The organism is Cupriavidus sp. C2SS-8b (genome assembly GCF_057073745.1).
This window is the reverse complement of record NZ_CP172717.1, coordinates 1,646,276-1,662,520: the sequence shown is the minus strand read 5'-3', so window position 1 is coordinate 1,662,520 and position 16,245 is coordinate 1,646,276. Positions and strand designations below refer to the sequence as shown.

At 66.7% G+C, this 16,245-nt stretch carries 14 protein-coding genes; 4 read left to right on the top strand and 10 right to left on the bottom strand.

The annotated features are described in order from the left end of the window. Window positions 1-170 precede the first annotated feature (170 nt). Window positions 171-716, top strand: coding sequence for a MarR family winged helix-turn-helix transcriptional regulator (locus ACIGJB_RS24580; RefSeq protein WP_483732591.1), 546 nt, complete (start codon window positions 171-173; stop codon window positions 714-716). A 107-nt stretch (window positions 717-823) separates the two neighbouring features. On the opposite strand, the gene nadC is transcribed toward ACIGJB_RS24580, so the two are convergent. The 6 genes from nadC to ACIGJB_RS24550 form a co-directional block, all read right to left on the bottom strand. Further along, window positions 824-1,657: a carboxylating nicotinate-nucleotide diphosphorylase gene (gene nadC / locus ACIGJB_RS24575; protein ID WP_483732590.1), complete on the bottom strand. Its 834-nt coding sequence runs from the start codon at window positions 1,655-1,657 to the stop codon at window positions 824-826. A 292-nt stretch (window positions 1,658-1,949) separates the two neighbouring features. Then, the gene (gene fusA / locus ACIGJB_RS24570) at window positions 1,950-4,016 is read right to left on the bottom strand and encodes an elongation factor G (protein WP_483732589.1); all 2,067 of its coding nucleotides are present in this window, start codon (window positions 4,014-4,016) and stop codon (window positions 1,950-1,952) included. Between the two features lie 184 nt (window positions 4,017-4,200). After that, window positions 4,201-5,667 carry an NAD(P)/FAD-dependent oxidoreductase gene (locus ACIGJB_RS24565; RefSeq protein WP_483732588.1) on the bottom strand — a complete coding sequence of 489 codons (1,467 nt, stop codon included), beginning with the start codon at window positions 5,665-5,667 and terminating at the stop codon, window positions 4,201-4,203. Window positions 5,668-5,683: 16 nt separating this feature from the next. Next, window positions 5,684-6,088 (bottom strand): nuclear transport factor 2 family protein, encoded by a 405-nt coding sequence (locus tag ACIGJB_RS24560; RefSeq protein ID WP_483732587.1) that lies wholly within the window; start codon window positions 6,086-6,088, stop codon window positions 5,684-5,686. 217 nt (window positions 6,089-6,305) lie between these two features. Continuing rightward, on the bottom strand, window positions 6,306-7,847 hold the full coding sequence (gene pdxR, locus ACIGJB_RS24555) for a MocR-like pyridoxine biosynthesis transcription factor PdxR (RefSeq protein ID WP_483732586.1): 1,542 nt from the start codon (window positions 7,845-7,847) through the stop codon (window positions 6,306-6,308). Window positions 7,848-7,952: 105 nt separating this feature from the next. Further along, on the bottom strand, window positions 7,953-9,389 hold the full coding sequence (locus tag ACIGJB_RS24550; RefSeq protein WP_483732585.1) for an amino acid permease: 1,437 nt from the start codon (window positions 9,387-9,389) through the stop codon (window positions 7,953-7,955). A 314-nt stretch (window positions 9,390-9,703) separates the two neighbouring features. Between ACIGJB_RS24550 and ACIGJB_RS24545 the strand changes: the two genes are divergently transcribed. The 3 genes from ACIGJB_RS24545 (at window position 9,704) to ACIGJB_RS24535 (ending at window position 13,321) form a co-directional block, all read left to right on the top strand. Beyond that, window positions 9,704-10,531 carry an IclR family transcriptional regulator gene (locus ACIGJB_RS24545; RefSeq protein WP_483732584.1) on the top strand — a complete coding sequence of 276 codons (828 nt, stop codon included), beginning with the start codon at window positions 9,704-9,706 and terminating at the stop codon, window positions 10,529-10,531. A gap of 91 nt (window positions 10,532-10,622) precedes the next feature. Then, window positions 10,623-11,603, top strand: coding sequence for an AAA family ATPase (locus ACIGJB_RS24540; RefSeq protein ID WP_483734655.1), 981 nt, complete (start codon window positions 10,623-10,625; stop codon window positions 11,601-11,603). Continuing rightward, window positions 11,600-13,321 carry a cobaltochelatase CobT-related protein gene (locus ACIGJB_RS24535; RefSeq protein ID WP_483732583.1) on the top strand — a complete coding sequence of 574 codons (1,722 nt, stop codon included), beginning with the start codon at window positions 11,600-11,602 and terminating at the stop codon, window positions 13,319-13,321. Before ACIGJB_RS24540 ends, ACIGJB_RS24535 begins: the two co-directional genes overlap by 4 nt. Window position 13,322: 1 nt before the next feature. Here the strand turns inward: ACIGJB_RS24535 and ACIGJB_RS24530 are convergent, their stop codons facing one another. The 4 genes from ACIGJB_RS24530 to ACIGJB_RS24515 form a co-directional block, all read right to left on the bottom strand. Continuing rightward, on the bottom strand, window positions 13,323-13,670 hold the full coding sequence (locus tag ACIGJB_RS24530; protein ID WP_483732582.1) for a 2Fe-2S iron-sulfur cluster-binding protein: 348 nt from the start codon (window positions 13,668-13,670) through the stop codon (window positions 13,323-13,325). A gap of 30 nt (window positions 13,671-13,700) precedes the next feature. Further along, window positions 13,701-14,018, bottom strand: coding sequence for a ferredoxin (locus tag ACIGJB_RS24525; RefSeq protein ID WP_483732581.1), 318 nt, complete (start codon window positions 14,016-14,018; stop codon window positions 13,701-13,703). A gap of 1 nt (window position 14,019) precedes the next feature. Beyond that, window positions 14,020-14,394 (bottom strand): 2Fe-2S iron-sulfur cluster-binding protein, encoded by a 375-nt coding sequence (locus ACIGJB_RS24520; RefSeq protein WP_483732580.1) that lies wholly within the window; start codon window positions 14,392-14,394, stop codon window positions 14,020-14,022. Window positions 14,395-14,491: 97 nt separating this feature from the next. After that, complete coding sequence (locus ACIGJB_RS24515; protein ID WP_483732579.1) at window positions 14,492-16,030, bottom strand: hypothetical protein; 1,539 nt, start codon at window positions 16,028-16,030, stop codon at window positions 14,492-14,494. Between the last annotated feature and the right edge of the window lie 215 nt (window positions 16,031-16,245).

Sequence of the window (16,245 nt, the reverse complement as noted above, 5' to 3'; positions counted from 1 at the left end):
TGCATCGCCGTCGCGCACGGCGCACTGATGTAGTGATTGCTGAACGGCGAGAACGCGATGAAGCCGCGCGCGAACCGGGTGGATGATGGCGGGAAGCGCTATCATGTGCACCGTCCCGCTCCTGGCGCTTGCGGCAGGGGCGGCTCGCACCGCTTCCCTATGTCACCGCTATGGCCACGAAAAAGCAGGAATCCCCGGTCACGATCACGCCGCCCGATGAAGTCGACGAAGAGCGCCTTGCGCACCTGGTCAAGGACGCTGCGCGCGCCTATATCCGCTCGTTGCAGCTGCGGCTAGCCCAGCATTCCGTGTCGTATGGACACTGGACGATTCTGCGGATCTTGTGGCGCCATGACGGCATGTCGCAGCGCGAACTGAGCGAGCGCGCGGGCGTGACCGAGCCTACTACCTTCTCGGCTGTCAAGGCGCTGGAAGCGCTCGGTTATGTCGAGCGCATGCACCTGCCAGGGAACAAGAAAAAGGTGCACGTGTTCCTGAGCAAGGCGGGCCGCGCGCTGCGGCGCAAGCTGGAACCGCTGGCCGAGGAAGTCAATGCGATCAGCGTCGATGGCGTGACGGAAGAGGATGTGCTGACCACGCGCCGCGTGCTGATCTCGATTGCCGAGAAGCTGGTGGCCGACGAAGCGGCGCTGGCGGAAAGCGGTCGCAGGATGCCTTCGACGCAGGAAGTGGGGCGGCTGCTGGCGGATCTCTGAGGCCGCCATGCAAAAAGTCCCTCGCCGGACCGGGCCGGCAAGGGAAGAAGTGCCCTCGGGTAGACGAGGAGCGTATCAGGCGATATTCGGGTCTTTCAACGCGGCAATCAGGCGTCGTCGAGGCCGATATCCACGGCCGGCGCCGATTGCGTGATCTTGCTGGTCGAAATGTAATCCACGCCGGTTTCCGCCACCGCGCGAATCGTTTCCAGGCGGATGCCGCCCGAAGCCTCGACCTTGGTCCGGCCGTTGACGATCTGCACGGCCTCCTTCATGTCGGGCAACGACATGTTGTCGAGCATGATCACGTCCACGCCCGCGTCCAGTGCCTCGCGCACCTGCTCAAGACGATCGCACTCGACCTCGAGCTTGGTCAGTACCGGCAGCTTGCGGCGCACGCGCTCGACGGCGGCGGCAATGCTGCCGCACACGGCGATATGGTTGTCCTTGACCATCACGCCGTTGTCGAGGCTCAGGCGGTGGTTCAGCCCGCCGCCACACGTAACGGCGTGCTTTTCCAGCGCGCGCAGGCCCGGCGTGGTCTTGCGGCTATCGATCAGGCGTGCCTTGGTGTGCGCGATTTCCTCGACATACCGTGACGTCAGGTTGGCGATGCCGCACAGCCGCTGCATGATATTGAGCGCCGTGCGCTCGGCGGTCAGGACGCTGCGCGCATTGCCGCTGACGTTCAGCAGCACCGCGCCCTTGCCGACCTTGTCGCCATCGGCCACGCGCACGTCGATGGAAAGGGTCGGGTCATAGCGCGCGAAGATGCGCGCGGCCACGTCGATGCCGGCAATGATCATCGGCTCGCGCGCATTCATGCAGAACGTGCCCGTCTCGCCCGGCTCGATCATGGTCTGGACCGTCAGGTCGCAGATGCCGATGTCCTCGGTCAGCCAGAGATCGATCAGCTTGTCAGTGGAGAAAATGTCGTACATGTGTCGCTCCTCAGTGGTCGGTTGTCGTACTCGAATTATATTAGATATCGAAGTACATGGCGCAATCCTAGCAGTTGTACGTGTGCTGTCAACTAAATTCGATCTCTAAGATTATCGGTCGGCAAGACGCCATAGAGCGGCGCTCGGTCATGCCGGGCAAACGTATGGGCTTGTGGAGAGGGGGACTAAGGGAAGGAGTGGGTGTTGCCGGCGTCAGTCCGAGCCGGCGGTCGAGTGCAAAGGCGGCGGCCGCGGGGGTGCCGCGGCCGCAATGCCGTGGATGCCGCCGCCGTCAGCCGGTGTTATCGGCCTGGGCCTTGTGCTTGGCCGCCATCTTGTCCTGCTGCCCGGGCGGCACGCCCTCGTAGTGGCTGAACTGGATGGTGTAGCTGCCATGGCCGCCGGTCAGGCTGTTCAGCCGTGACTGGTAGTCGTTGAGTTCCGACAGCGGCACCTTGCCGGCCACGATTACCGTGTTGGCGGCGCCCGTGCGTGTGCCATGCACCTGGCCACGCTTGGAGGAGAGGTCGCCGATCACGTCGCCCATGGAGCTGTCCGGCATCATCACCTCGATGTCGACCACCGGTTCCAGCACGCTGGGCCGGGCCTTGAGCACGGCGTCGATAAACGCCTTGCGTCCGGCGGCGGCAAATGCGACTTCCTTGGAATCCACGGGGTGGCTCTTGCCGTCGAGCACGGTCACGCGCACATCCTGCATCGGGAAGCCGGCCAGCGGCCCGCAATCCAGCGCCTGGCGGATGCCCTTTTCCACGGCCGGAATGAACTGTCCGGGAATGGCGCCGCCCTTGACCGCGTCGACGAACTCGAAGCCTTCGCCGCGCGGCAGCGGGTCCACGCGCAGCATCACCTCGCCGAACTGGCCGGCGCCGCCGGTCTGCTTCTTGTGGCGATGATGGCCTTCGGCCGAGCCGCCGATGGTCTCGCGATACGCGATGCGCGGCGGCCGCGTAACCACTTCCAGCTTGTACTGTTCGGTCAGCCGCTCCAGCACGCAGCGCAGGTGGAATTCGCCCAGTCCCAGCAGCACGGTCTCGTTGGTGCCGGCCGGGTGCTCGATGCGCAGGCACGGGTCTTCGGCGGCCAGCTTGTGCAGGACTTCAGCCATGCGCTGTTCGTTGCCGCGGCGTGCGGGCTCGATCGCCAGGCCATAGATCGGCGTCGGGAACTCCAGCGGGATCAGGTGGATGTTGCCGTCCTCGGTGGCGTCGTGCAGCACCGCATCGAAGCCGATCTCGTCGACCTTGGCCACCGCGCAGATATCGCCCGGTCCGGCGCGCGGCACTTCCTCGTGTTCCTTGCCTTGCAGCAGCAGCAGGTGCGCGACCTTGAACGGCTGGCGCGCATCGCCGATATAGAGCTGGCTGTCGCGCGTGACCGTGCCCTGATGGATGCGGAACACGGCCATCTTGCCGACGTAGGGATCCATCACGATCTTGAAGACGTGCGCCAGCACGTGCTTGTCGGGCACCGGTTCGGCACGCACTTCCTGCTTGCGCTCGGCGCCGTCGCTGCCTTCGCCGACGCTGCGGTAGAACATCGGCGGGTTGCCTTCGGTCGGGTTCGGCAGCAGCCGCACGAAGGCGTCCAGCAACTCGGGCACGCCAGCGCCGGTAGCCGCGGAGGTGAAGCAGATCGGCACCAGGTGGCCTTCGCGCAGCGCGCGCTCGAACGGCGCGTGCAATTGCTCGGGCTGGATGGCCTCGCCTTGTTCCAGGTAAAGCTCCATCAGCTCGGGATCGATCTCGATCACCTGGTCCACCAGCGCGTCATGGGCGGCCGGCACGCTCAGGAAGTCCGATTCCCCGGCGGGATTGAAGAAGCAGTCCACCACCTGGCTGCCGTTCGCGGCCGGCAGGTTGATCGGCAGGCATTCCTTGCCGAACGCTTCCTGGATGTCGGCCAGCAGCGCGGGCAGGTCGACCTTCTCGCCGTCGATGCCGTTGATGATGATCATGCGGCACAGCTTGCGCGCCTGCGCCCAGGCCATGGCGCGTCGCGTGGTCATCTCGATGCCGGTCTGGGCATTGATGACGATGGCCGCGGTTTCGACTGCGGGCAGGGCGCTAATGGCTTGGCCGGAAAAATCGGGGTAGCCCGGGGTGTCGATCAGGTAGATGCGGGTGTTGCGGAAATCGACGTGCAGGACTGCGGAGGTGAGGGAGTGGTGGAACTTGCGTTCGAGCGGATCGAAATCGCTGACGGTGGAGCCCCGCTCGACACTGCCGGGGGCATGCAGGGCGCCTCCCCGGTGCAGCAGCGCTTCGGCCAGCGAGGTCTTGCCGCACCCCGCATGGCCGAGCAGGGCGATGGTACGAATTGCGTCGGGACTATAGTGCATGGCAGCTCTCGTCCGGCAATGGCAGTCAGGCCATTATTGGCGAAAATTGCTGGAAGCACCATATGCGCGCGGATGGCGAAGGGGTGGCAACAGACAAAGGTGTTTCTCGTCCGTCACACGGGATCCGGACCAGCCGGACGCTGCGTCGCAGCATATCCCGCCGGTCCGGCCGTTGCGGCACCGCTCAGATGACTTCATCCTTCATGTGATACCAGTGATACAGGAAGCGCTGGCCAAACCGGCGGAACGGCGCAAACATCTGCGATTCCACCATCTCGCGCACATTGGGGAACGGCAGCGCCGAGCCGAAAATCGGCAGCGGCGGCAGCGATGCGCCTTTCCCGGCGATCAGCGCCGCCAGCCGCTTGCCGGCCTGCGCGGAATACATCACGCCATTGCCGCCATAGCCCATCGCGTAATAGATCGACTGCGCGGGATCCGGCTGCGTGATGCGGGGCATCATGTCGTGGCTTACATCGACCCAGCCCCACCACGAGTAGTCGATCTGGATGCCGCGCAGCGCCGGAAACTTGCGGTACATGTCGTTGATCAGCTTCTGGCGGTACTGGTCTTGCGGTGCATCGCTGCCGGTGATCGCGCTGCGGCTGCCGATCTGCAGGCGGCCATCGGGCATCAGGCGGTAGTAGTGGCGCAGGATGCGGGTATCGGTGATGACCTGGGTTGTGCGGAAATTGCACGCCGCGATTTCGTCCGGCGTCAGCACGCGCGTGACGATCGAGTTCGACAGGATCGGGAACAGCCGGTTTTTCAGCTGCGGATGCAGCGACTGCGAGGTGTAGCCGCCCGTGGCGACGCCCACCGCACGGGCGCGCACGATGCCGCCGGGCGTGCGCAGGTAATGCACGCCATTGCGGGTTTCCCAGCCGGTCACCGGACTCGACGGGTGCACCTTGACGCCCAGCGCGCGCGCGCGGCGCAGGTAGCCGAAGGCCAGCTTGCCGGCATGGATGCCGATGCCTTCGGGCTCATGCATCGCGCCCGCGGCTTCCTTGTCATCGACATACTCGCGCCGCACGGTGTCGGCGTCGAAGATGCGCGCGTCGTACTTGAAGACGTCGCGCAGGATTTTCGCTTCCTTCTCCAGCGCGGGCATGGCCTTGTCGCGATGGGCGATATACAGGTGGCCACCGGGCTGCGGATCGCAGTCGATGTCGCGGATCAGGTCCTTGAAGGTCTGCATGCCGGCGCAGACTTCTTCATGCAGTTGCAGCGCCGTGTCCAGCCCGTAGCGCTGAATCCACTGCGAGCGCTTGAGGCGACCCGAGGCGCACTGCGCCTGGCCGCCATTGCGCGTGCTGCAGCCCCAGCTCACGCGGTTGGCCTCGAGCACGACAGCCTTGATGCCGTGTTCCTGCGCCAGGAAGATGGCGCTCGTCAGCCCGGTGAAGCCCGAGCCGATAATGGCGACGTCCACGTCGATATCGTGGGTGATCGGGCCATCGTCGGCAGGCGGCTCGCCGGCGGTGCCGATCCAGTAGGTCGGCGCGTACTCGCGGCCCTGGCCCGGCGTGGGCGTGTGCAGCGGATCGTAGGCCGGGTCGTACGGCCGCGACGGCGCGGTGGCATTGCCGCCGGTGTTGTCGCCGCTTTTGTCGCCGGTGAGGATGTTGCGGGTGGCTACAGCTTCCATGGCGCGTCTCCGGGGCTCAGGCAGCGTTGCTGACCGGCGGGCGATCCTTGCGGTAGGCGTTCTTCACGGCGATCTTGCCGTCGCGGAACGTGAATACGTCGACCATGCGGGCCTCGATGCGCATGCCGTCGGCGCGCGTGCCGCGGAAGGTCGATTCGCTTACGCCGCGGTCGCCGGAGACGAAGTGCTCGCCCTCGGTCCAAGAGGCATCGGGAAACGTCTGCCAGGCCAGCACGAAGCCGTCGCGCACGGCGTCGCGGCCGATAAAGCTGCGCCCGAGCACTTCGCCGCCGGCCACGCCGTGGAAGGCGCAGTCGTCAGTCATGAAGCCCATCAGCGCGTCGATGTCGTGCCGGTTCCAGGCGTCGTTGAAGGCTTGCAGGAGGTCGGTGCCGACCGGGTTGTTGCTGGGCTTGTTCATTTGCGTCTCCTTGGTATCGCGTGACGATGCGGCGGCGGGGGCCACGCATCGGCCATGACTTGAGGATAGGGAGCGCGCGCGTTGCGCTGTAGGACCAGTTGGCGGGAATCGCTTGGGCCAGCGATCGCCGGCGCGGGCCAGGGCACGGAAATGCAGAAAGGGCGCCTGCCCGGCGCGTGGCCGGGCAGTCGCCCTTTTTTTCCCGACGTCAGGCCGCTCAGGCGGCCGATGCGCCCCGCGCGGGGAGGCTGGCGTGCAGTTCGCGCGCCACGCTGGCCAGCACCCGGATACCGGGCTCGATGCGTTCCGGTGCGATCGACGAATAGCCGAGCCGGAAGCCATTGCGCGGCGCCGGTTCGCCCATGAAGAACACGCTGCCCGGTTCGATCAGCACGCCTTGCAACTCGGCCAGGCGCGCCAGCGCATCGGCATCGAGCCATGGCGGGCCCTCGATCCAGCACGACGCGCCTCCGGCAATGGGCACCGGGCGGAACTCGGGCATGTGGGCGGCCAGCGCGGACAGCACCGTTTCGGCACGTGCCCGGTGGGCCGCGGACAGGCGGCGCAGGTGCGCGTCATAGTGCCCCAGCGACAGGAACAGCGAGAACGCGCGCTGGATGTAGGCGGACGGGTGCCGCAGCATCAGCCGCCGCGCGCCGCGCAGTTCGGCAATCAGCTCGGCGGGGCCGACGATGTATCCGATGCGCAGCCCCGGCGCCAGGCTCTTGGACAGGCTGCCCACGTAGATCACGCGGTTGTTGCGGTCCAGGCTCTTCAGCGTGGGCGTGGGGTCGCCTTCGAAGCGGCTTTCGCTTTCGTAGTCGTCCTCGATCAGCACGAAGTCCGCGTCTTCCGCCTGCCGCAGCAGCGCCTGCCGGCGCGCCAGCGGCATAGTGACCGTAGTGGGACACTGGTGGCTGGGCGTGACATAGACGTAGTCGCAGGCGCGCAGCGCATCGGACGGGATCACGCCTTCGGCATCGATTGGCAGCGGGATCAGCTTCGAGGTATGGCGGCCGAAGATATTGCGCGCATCGGGGTAGCCGGGTTCCTCGATGCCGACGGGCGTATCGGCGCTGGCCAGCAGGTCGGACAGCAGGTAGAGCGCCTGCTGCGCGCCCACGGTGATCACGATCTCGTCGGCGCCGGCCCACACGCCGCGGCGCGGCAGCACGCGCGTGCGGATCTGCTGCACCAGCGACTCGTCGTCGCGCACGATCATGTCCTGCGCCCACTCGTGGATATCGAGCACGCTCAGCGCCTTCAGGCAGCACTCGCGCCAGTCGGCGGTGGGGAACAGCACCGGGTCGTACTGGCCGTAGATGAACGGGTACGGGTAATCGCGCCAGTTATGGCGCTTGACGATATTGCGCTGGTGGGTCGGACGGAAGACGAAACGGCGATCCCAGTCGGGCCGCGCGCTGCCATGGGTGTCGGGGGCAGGCGCGCCGCGCAGCGACGCGACGCCGCTCACGCGCGCGCCCAGGATTTCAGGATTGACGAAATAGCCGCTGCGTTCGCGCGAGATCAGATAGCCCTCATCCACCAACTGCTGGTAGGCCAGCACCACCGTATTGCGGGCCACGCGCAGCTGCGCGGACATCTCGCGGCTGCTCGGCAGCGGAATGCCCAGCGGGAGCTGTTCGTCCAGGATCGCCGACACCAGCATCTGGCGGATCTTGCCTTGCAGGCTCAGGCCGGAGTGGGCGTGTTGCTGGAAGAGCTGGTCCCACATGGGAGGGGTCAGCTTGTTGGTCATAAGGGACGTCTTGTTTGTGGATTGCCAACCGCCCAAAAAGGGCAAAGGCGCGGAGGACAGAGTATCCCATCCCCGCGCCGATGCCCATCTCCACTTCAGGCCCGGTCAATACTCATGCAGATCCGGCCGCGGCATTTCGGCTAGCGGGGCGACCTGCGGTACGCCTCGGCGAAACAGATGTCGAACGATATAGGCCGACACCAGCAGGCCAAGACTGGCCACACCCAATGCCAGCGGCGTGCGCTGATCGGGAATGAACGCCATGGCCACGACGATCGCCAGCATGCCGAAGATCGCGAACCAGGTCAGGTACGGGTAGCACCACATCCGCACCTTGAGCAGGTGGGGCGCTTCACGCTCCAGGCGGGCGCGCAGCCGCAGTTGCGACACCGCGATCAGGATGTAGACGAAGATGGCCACCGTGCCATACGAGTTGACCAGGAAGGCAAAGACCTTGTCCGGCGAGACATACGACATGATCACCGCGCCGTAGCCGAACAGCGTGGCCACCAGGATGGCGCGCGTCGGCACGCCGTTGCGGCTCACGCGGGCGAGGGCGCGCGGTGCATCGCCGCGGCGCGTCAGCGCGAACAGCATGCGCGACGACGCGTACAGGCCCGAGTTCAGCGCCGAGAGCACCGCGGTCAGCACGATCGCGTTCATGATCTGCGCGGCGGCCGGAATCCCCATGACGTTGAGCGCGCTGACGTACGGCGTGGCGATGCCCGTCGCATTCCACGGTACCAGGCACACCACCAGCAGCACGGAGCCGACGTAGAACACCAGCACACGCGTGATGACGGAGTTGGTCGCCTTTGCCACGGCCTTCTGCGGCTCGGCGGTCTCGGCCGCGGCGATGGTGACGATCTCCGCGCCGAAGTAGAAGCCCGTCGCGGCGACCGCGCCGGTCAGCACCGGCACGATGCCATTTGGCATGAAGCCGCCGTTGGCAGTCAGGTTGGCCACGTTCATGCCATGGGCGCCGGGTGCCAGGCCCAGCACATACACGCCCGCCACGAACAGGAACACCATGATCGCGGCCACCTTGATCGACGCGAACCAGAACTCGAACTCGCCAAAGGACTTGACCGAGATGAGGTTGGTCAGCGTGAGCATGATCAGCAGCACCAGGCTGATGGTCCAGTTAGGCACGTCGGGCAGCCAGTAGCGCACCAGGTCGGCGCCGGCCACGGCTTCGAGCGCCACGACGATGACCCAGAAGTACCAGTACATCCACCCGGTCAGGAAGCTGGCCAGGCTGCCGACGGCGGGGCGGTCGCTCCAGGCCTCGCGGGCATATTCATAGAACGAGCCGCCGCCAGGCATCGCGCAGGCCAGTTCGCCGAGCATGCGCATCACCAGCACCACGAGCAGGCCGGTGATCAGGAAGGAAAGTACCGCGGCGGGACCGGCGGATTTGATGACGACGCCACTGCCAACGAAAAGGCCGGCGCCGATGACGCCGCCCAGGGCGATCATTGTCATGTGCCGCTGCTTGAGGCCGTGCGATAGCCCCGAAGAGGGCTGCGGTGTTTGGGTCATGTTGTGTCTCCTGTACTGCTGACTGCTTGTCTGTCAGCCGCCACGGCGTCTTTCTGTCTGTAATAGTCGGCGCTGCGCGTTATTGCAGGCCGATTGCCGTGGTCGGTCACCCCATTTGGTGCGCAAGGGCGGTGTAAATCATCTGTGCATGGATTTGTGTCTCCGGGTTTACCTTGTAAAACGGAACAGATTGTTCCGAAAAATGTTTTTGTACTCGGAATGTAGGTCCTCTTCCGTGGAAGGTCAACCGGAAATTTCAAGAATTGATATGATTTGTATCTGAAACTGAAACTTGACTATGATGGGAGCCAGGCATGAACGATATGCGTCTTGCCAAGAGCGACAGCAAGCCTGACGGCGACACGCCGGCGCTGCGTCTCTTTGGCCTGCTGGAAGTCATTGCCACCAAGGATCACGCCTTCAACCTGCAAGCGCTGGTGGAAGAAACCGGACTGCCCAAGCCCACGCTGCACCGCATGCTGCAGCAGCTGGAGGCGGCCGGCATGGTCCAGCGCAACGGCGACGGCCGCCACTATGGCACTGGCCTGCGCCTGCGGCGGCTGGCGGAAAACCTGTTGCTGAACAACACCTCGCACGGCGCGCGCCACATGGTGCTGCGCAAGCTGGTGGAAGAGGTGGGCGAGAGTTGCAACCTGACCGCGTTTTCGAGCGGCGAGGTGCTGTACCTGGACCGCGTGGAGACGGCGGCGCCGTTGCGGTTCTACCTGCACCCGGGCTCGCGCGTGCCGGCGCACTGCTCGGCCACGGGCAAGCTGTTCCTGGCGCAGCTGGCGCCGGCGCAGCGGCAGCGCCTGCTGGCGCACGCGGAGCTGGAACGCTACACGGCCAACACGCTGACGGACCACGCGGCGCTGGAAGCGGAAATCGAACGCGTGAAGCGCGACGGCTACGCGATGGATGACGAGGAATTCCTGCCCGGCCTGCTGTGCATCGGCGTGCTGGTGCCGGCGACGGACGGCGGGAAATCGAATCTGGGGCTGGCGCTGCAGGCCCCGGTGATGCGCCTGGCGCACGAGAAGGCATTGCAGATGCTGCCCGCCCTGCAGCGGGCGGCCAGCGCGCTGGCGGCCATCGAAGCCGAAAGCGGCACCGAATGGGGCGGCGCGGACGAGGACGAGTAGGTAGCGGGTAACGCCGGCTCCCGGCTTGTCCTGCTGTCCGCGCAAGAGAAGGACAAGCAAGGCAAGAGAAGAGGAGCACGACGTGACGCAGATGGAGTTTGGGAAGCCGGACCGCATGGTCCCGGTGCGCAGCCTGTTCGGCATCGATTCCGGCCTGATGGTGCCGGCGTTCAGCGAACGCGATGACCATGTGCCGGAGATCGACCCGGCCTACCGTTTCCAGCCCGAGGTGACGCTGGCCATCCTGTCGGGCTTTATGCGCGACCGGCGCGTGATGGTGCAGGGGCTCCATGGCACCGGCAAATCGACCCATATCGAGCAGGTGGCCGCGCGCCTGAACTGGCCGTGCGTGCGCGTGAACCTTGATGGCCACATCAGCCGGCTCGACCTGGTGGGCAAGGACGCCATCGTCGTCCGCGACGGCCAGCAGGTCACCGCCTTCCAGGAGGGCATCGTGCCGTGGGCGCTGCAGCGGCCCGTGGCGCTGATCTTCGACGAATACGACGCGGGCCGGCCCGATGTGATGTTCGTGATCCAGCGCATCCTGGAGCGCGACGGCAAGTTCACGCTGCTGGACCAGAACCGCGTCATCCATCCCCATCCCTCGTTCCGCCTGTTCGCGACCTCGAACACGGTGGGCCTTGGCAACCTCAATGGCCTGTACCACGGCACGCAATTGCTCAACCATGCGCAGATCGACCGCTGGAACGTGGTGGCCACGCTCGACTACCTGCCGCATGCGGAAGAGGCCGGCATCGTGCTGGCGCGCGTGCCAGAGCTGGACCATCCCGACGGCCGCGCGCAGGTCGATGCCATGGTGGCACTGGCCTCGCTGACGCGCCGCGGGTTTGCCGCGGGCGATGTCTCAGCGCTGATGTCGCCGCGCACGGTGATCAGCTGGGCCGAGAACTGCCTGATCTTCCGCGATCCGGCGCTGGCCTTTCGGCTGACCTTCCTGAACAAGTGCGACGACGCCGAGCGTCCCGTGGTAGCCGAGTACTACCAGCGCTGCTTCGGCGCGCTGCCCGGCGCAGCGGCGGGACAGACAGCCCAGTCGGAGCCGGCGCAATGAGTGCGGCGGCGGCCGCGCAGCGGCTGCGCCGTCGCCAGCGCCAGGATGCGTTGTCCGGTGCTGCCGTGCGCGCGCTCACCGGCGACATCGCGCTGCACTTCCGCGATGGCCGGCTCTGGCGTGCGATGCGGCCCGTGCCGCAGCATGCGCCGCACCTGCGTACTGATCCGGACACCGACAGCGCGGCTTGCCTGCGCGGCGCCGTGGATGGCGCCGCGCTGCGCTTCGCGCATTCCGATCCCGCGCTGCACCGCAGCCATTGTCCGGCTGACCCGGTCGAGCGGCTGCTGTTCGAACTGCTGGAGCAACTGCGCTGCGAGACCTGCGTGCCGCGCGGCATGGCCGGCGTGGCCGCCAACCTGCGCCATCGCTTCCTGGCCTGGTCGCGCGCGTTTCATCGCTCGGGCCTGACCGAAGGCCAGCTCGGCATCCTGCTTTACACCGTGGCGCAAATCGCCTGGTCGCGCCTTAGCGGCGAGCCGGTGCTCGATGAAACCGAAGACCTGATCGAGGCCACGCGCGCGGCCATCGTGCCAGTGTTGGGCACCTCGCTGGCGGGACTGAAGGCGCATCGCCATGACCAGGCTGCGTTTGCCGTGCACGCGCTGGCACTGGCCCGCGCCGTCGCGCAGATGATCCGCAGCGAAGCGCCCGATGCGGGCGAGGACGACGACAACGCCGCATCCGCTGCACGTGCCGGGTTTGCGCTGTGGCTCGATTTCGAAGAGGAGCGCGTGGAGGACTTCGCCGTCGCCGACAGCGGCCACAGCCGCGTGCTGGCCGAGGCCCGCGACGGTTATCGCGTCTTCACCACGCGCTACGACCGCGAAGTGCCTGCCGCGACGCTGGTGCGGCGCGCCTTGCTTGACGAGTACCGCACGCAGCTCGACGCCCGCATCGCGCGCGCGGGCGTCAATGTCGCGCGCCTGGCGCGCCGGCTGCGCGCCGCCCTGGCGCAACCGCGCGTGGATGGGTGGTCTTTTGGCGAAGAGAATGGCCGAATCGACGGCCGCCGGCTGTCGCAGCTGGTCAGCTCGCCCGCCGAGCGCCGCCTGTTCCGCCAGGAGGCGTACCGCAGCCATGCCGATTGCGTGGTGGGGTTCCTGGTGGATTGCTCGGGGTCGATGAAAGCGCGCGCCGAGCCGCTGACCCTGCTGCTCGACCTGCTGGCCCGTGCGCTTGACGAGGCGGGCGTTGCCACGGAAGTGCTCGGCTTCACGACGGGCGCCTGGAACGGCGGGCGTGCCCGGGCCGACTGGCTGGCGCGCGGCCGCCCCGCGCATCCGGGCCGCCTCAATGAAACCTGCCACATGGTGTTCAAGGACGCCGCGCGAAGCTGGCGCCGCGCCCGCACCGACATTACCGCCATGCTCAAGGCCGACCTGTTCCGCGAGGGCATCGACGGCGAGGCCGTGGAGTGGGCCTGCACCCGCCTGCATGCCACTGGCAAGGCTCGCCGTATCCTGGTGGTAGTGTCGGACGGCAGTCCGATGGATACGGCCACCGGCCAGGCCAACGACGCCTGCTACCTCGACAACCACCTGAAGGCCGTGGTCGCACGGCACGCGGCGCTGCGCGATGTCGAGGTACTCGGGCTTGGCGTCGGGCTCGACCTCAGCCCCTATTACCGGCATGCGCTGGCGCTGGATCTGTCGCAGCCGGTGGATATGGCGATGCTGGATGAAGTGGCGGACCTGCTCGCGGCGCGGCGCCGGTAGCTCAGACGCTCGGCGAGCACTCGCCCTGCGGGGCGGCGCTGTCCGCTGCCGCACGGGCCGCGGTGCGCGGTTGCCACGACACGGCGATATCGCCGCGGATAAAGGTCTGGCAGGCCAGCCGGTGGCCGCTTGCCAGTTCCGCTTCGGTCAGCAGCTTCTTTTCCTTCGGCTTGACGGCATCGGTATGCTCGTGGCCGGCTTCGATGCGGCACTTGCAGGTGCCGCACAGCCCGCCGCCGCACTTGAAGGGAATGCCGCCCTGTTCGCGCAGCGATACGCGCAGCAGGTTGCTGTCCGGCGGTGCGCTGACCGTCTTGCCCTGGTTGGTGAGGAAGGTGATCTGGATCATGGCGATGAGGGGTGCGGCAAATGACGGGGATCAGGACAGACCGCCCACGGCGACGGGCGTCGGCACCAGCACGATGTCCATGGTGCCGAAGCGGGCCAGCTCGCGCAGCGCGGCGCGGGCGGCCTCCAGCGTGGCGTACTTGTCGAGAAACTTGGTCGACACCAGGTTGACGATGCCGGGCGGCGTTTCCTCCAGCACGCGCACCTTGGTGTCGGCGGCGAGTTCGGCAATGACGAAGCGTGCCGTGAGCTTGCCGTAGAACAGGTAGTCGTAGGCCTCGACCGCGGCCAAGCCGTCGGCGGGCTCGGTGCGGAACTGGCCGGGGCGGCTCGTAAGCAGGACGAACATGTCAGGCGTCCACGCTGTCGGTCGCCACGGCGGCCACCGTGGTCGCTGCCACGGTGCCGGTGGCAGCCGGGGCCGTAGCGGGCAAGTCGTCCTGGGCCAGCTCGATGTCGTGCTCGATCCACAGCTGGCAGGCCAGGCGATAGCCCTGTTCCAGCCGCTCGCCGAGCTGCTTCTTCTCCTTCCAGTTGGGCGGCGGCAGGTGCTCGGCCCCGGCGATCACGCGGCAGGCGCACTTGGAGCACTTGCCCATGCCGCACTCGTAGCGCAGGTTGGGGTAGGGGAACTGGCGGATGCCCGCGCGGACCACCAGGTTGGTCTGCGGCTTGACTTCGTCGGTGAAGGTCTGGCCTTGCTTGTGGAAGGTAACGGTCGGCATGGTACGGAGCGTGCTGGCCGGAAGCCTGCCGCGAGGGCGGCGTCCGACTGGATTCAGAGACGTAAGGGAATCTTCGGTGTGGTGTTGGCCGGGCCCGCTACGACCACAACAACATCGCGGCCACGGTCGAGCAGGCCAGCCCGATCAGCACCGGCATCAGCAGCGCACGCACCGCTTCGAGCACCGGCACCCGGGCAAAGCCGGCCACCGCGATCAGCGATGACCACGCCACCAGCGTACCGCCGCCGGTCCAGACCGCGCCCATCTGGCCGACCGCGGCCAGCGTGGCCGGATCGAATCCGACCACCGGGCCGAGCGCACCGGCCAGCGTGCCGGTCAGCGGCAGGCCCGCGAAGCCCGAGCCATCGATGCCGGTGATCATGCCGACCAGCAGCACGCCGAACGCGACCAGCACGTGGTTGTCCGGGATGGTGTGCTGGTAGGCCTGGATCAGCTCGAACAGCAGGCTCGGCGCCTTGCCGGGCGGCAGGCCGAGGATCTGTGCCGCGGTTTCGCCGGCACCGACGAAGAAGAAGCCCGCGATCGGCAGCACCGAGCCCATCGCCTTGAAGGCAAAGACGAAGCCGTCGGTAATGTGTTCCGGACACACGTCGAGCATGCGGCGCGGGCCTTCGGCGGCCAGCGTCGCGAACATCATCAGCACGGCCGCCACGCCGCCCACCAGCGCGGCCGCGTCGCCGCCCTTGAGGTCCTGCACACTGGTGCCGAGCTTTGGCATCACCATGATGACCACCACCGCGAGGAAGGCGAGGGGCGTCACGATCGCGAAGCACTTCGACCACTTCACGCGGCGCCGGGCCACCATCGACAGGCTGGCCTCGATGTTGCTGTCGGTAGCCAGCGGCTCGGCATGGGCCGTGCCGCGCGCAATCTCGGCCTTGTCGAACGTACCGCCGCCATCGGCCTGCGCCGCGGTGCCGCCCGCACGTGCCTGCCAGCGGTCGAGCAGGGCGCCGCTGGCCGGCACGATGTGCTTGCGCATCGACAGGTAGCCCAGGCACAGCGCGATGCAGCCCGTGATGATCGACAGCGCCAGCGCGCGGTCTGCCACCACGGCGGCGCTGACCGCCGCGCCGGCGGCCTTGGCGCTGATGCCGGGCGCCACGCCGATCACGTAGTCCGACGACAGTGCCATGCCCTGGCCCGCGATGGCGATGGCCATTGCGCCCGCCAGCGGCGGCAGCCCCGCCGCGATGGCCGCCGGCAACAGGATGGCCGACACCAGCGGCACCGCCGGCGTGGGCCAGAAGAACAGCGAGATGACATAGGTGATGCCCGCCAGGATGAAGAAGGCCGAATGCCCGTTCTTCATCACCATGCGGAAGGGCTCCACCATGCGGATATCAGAGCGCAGCGTCTTGAGCGCATTCAGCAGCGCCGTCATGAATGCAATCACCAGGAAGATGTTGAACAACTCCCGGGCGGCAACCAGGCTGGCGGAAAACACGCCACCCAGGGCCGAGATCGGGCTTCCTGTCAGGGCAAAGACAACGAGGGCGGTGCCGATGATGGACGGCACCACGACATTGGCGCGCAGGATCATCGTCAGCACGATGACTGCTACCCCTGCCAGATAGATCCAGTGCGCGGCACCGATCACGACTTGTTGTGACATGAAAACTCCCTGGGGGCGGAGGGGTTGTGGGGCGGTTTCCCGTCGAAGCGGAAGATCGACGTTGGTATACTATATTCCAAGTCGCACATCGGCCAAGCAGATTTTCATCCGGATTTACGCGTACCTCATGCCGGTGCAAGTCGCCCTTAGGCCGCCCTGGTTTGGGGATAGTGGTTTTTCAGGCGTGTCTCCGCTGGTGCATCCCTTCTCAGCCG

What these genes read in the sequence shown, in the direction of transcription:
- nadC (WP_483732590.1), bottom strand. Translation starts at nt 1,657, where the DNA reads ATGTACGACATTTTCTCCACTGACAAGCTGATCGATCTCTGGCTGACC.
- pdxR (WP_483732586.1), bottom strand. Translation starts at nt 7,847, where the DNA reads ATGACCAACAAGCTGACCCCTCCCATGTGGGACCAGCTCTTCCAGCAA.
- ACIGJB_RS24540 (WP_483734655.1), top strand. Translation starts at nt 10,623, where the DNA reads ATGGAGTTTGGGAAGCCGGACCGCATGGTCCCGGTGCGCAGCCTGTTC.
- ACIGJB_RS24580 (WP_483732591.1), top strand. Translation starts at nt 171, where the DNA reads ATGGCCACGAAAAAGCAGGAATCCCCGGTCACGATCACGCCGCCCGAT.
- ACIGJB_RS24530 (WP_483732582.1), bottom strand. Translation starts at nt 13,670, where the DNA reads ATGATCCAGATCACCTTCCTCACCAACCAGGGCAAGACGGTCAGCGCA.
- ACIGJB_RS24560 (WP_483732587.1), bottom strand. Translation starts at nt 6,088, where the DNA reads ATGAACAAGCCCAGCAACAACCCGGTCGGCACCGACCTCCTGCAAGCC.
- ACIGJB_RS24535 (WP_483732583.1), top strand. Translation starts at nt 11,600, where the DNA reads ATGAGTGCGGCGGCGGCCGCGCAGCGGCTGCGCCGTCGCCAGCGCCAG.
- ACIGJB_RS24545 (WP_483732584.1), top strand. Translation starts at nt 9,704, where the DNA reads ATGAACGATATGCGTCTTGCCAAGAGCGACAGCAAGCCTGACGGCGAC.
- ACIGJB_RS24515 (WP_483732579.1), bottom strand. Translation starts at nt 16,030, where the DNA reads ATGTCACAACAAGTCGTGATCGGTGCCGCGCACTGGATCTATCTGGCA.
- ACIGJB_RS24525 (WP_483732581.1), bottom strand. Translation starts at nt 14,018, where the DNA reads ATGTTCGTCCTGCTTACGAGCCGCCCCGGCCAGTTCCGCACCGAGCCC.
- fusA (WP_483732589.1), bottom strand. Translation starts at nt 4,016, where the DNA reads ATGCACTATAGTCCCGACGCAATTCGTACCATCGCCCTGCTCGGCCAT.
- ACIGJB_RS24520 (WP_483732580.1), bottom strand. Translation starts at nt 14,394, where the DNA reads ATGCCGACCGTTACCTTCCACAAGCAAGGCCAGACCTTCACCGACGAA.
- ACIGJB_RS24550 (WP_483732585.1), bottom strand. Translation starts at nt 9,389, where the DNA reads ATGACCCAAACACCGCAGCCCTCTTCGGGGCTATCGCACGGCCTCAAG.
- ACIGJB_RS24565 (WP_483732588.1), bottom strand. Translation starts at nt 5,667, where the DNA reads ATGGAAGCTGTAGCCACCCGCAACATCCTCACCGGCGACAAAAGCGGC.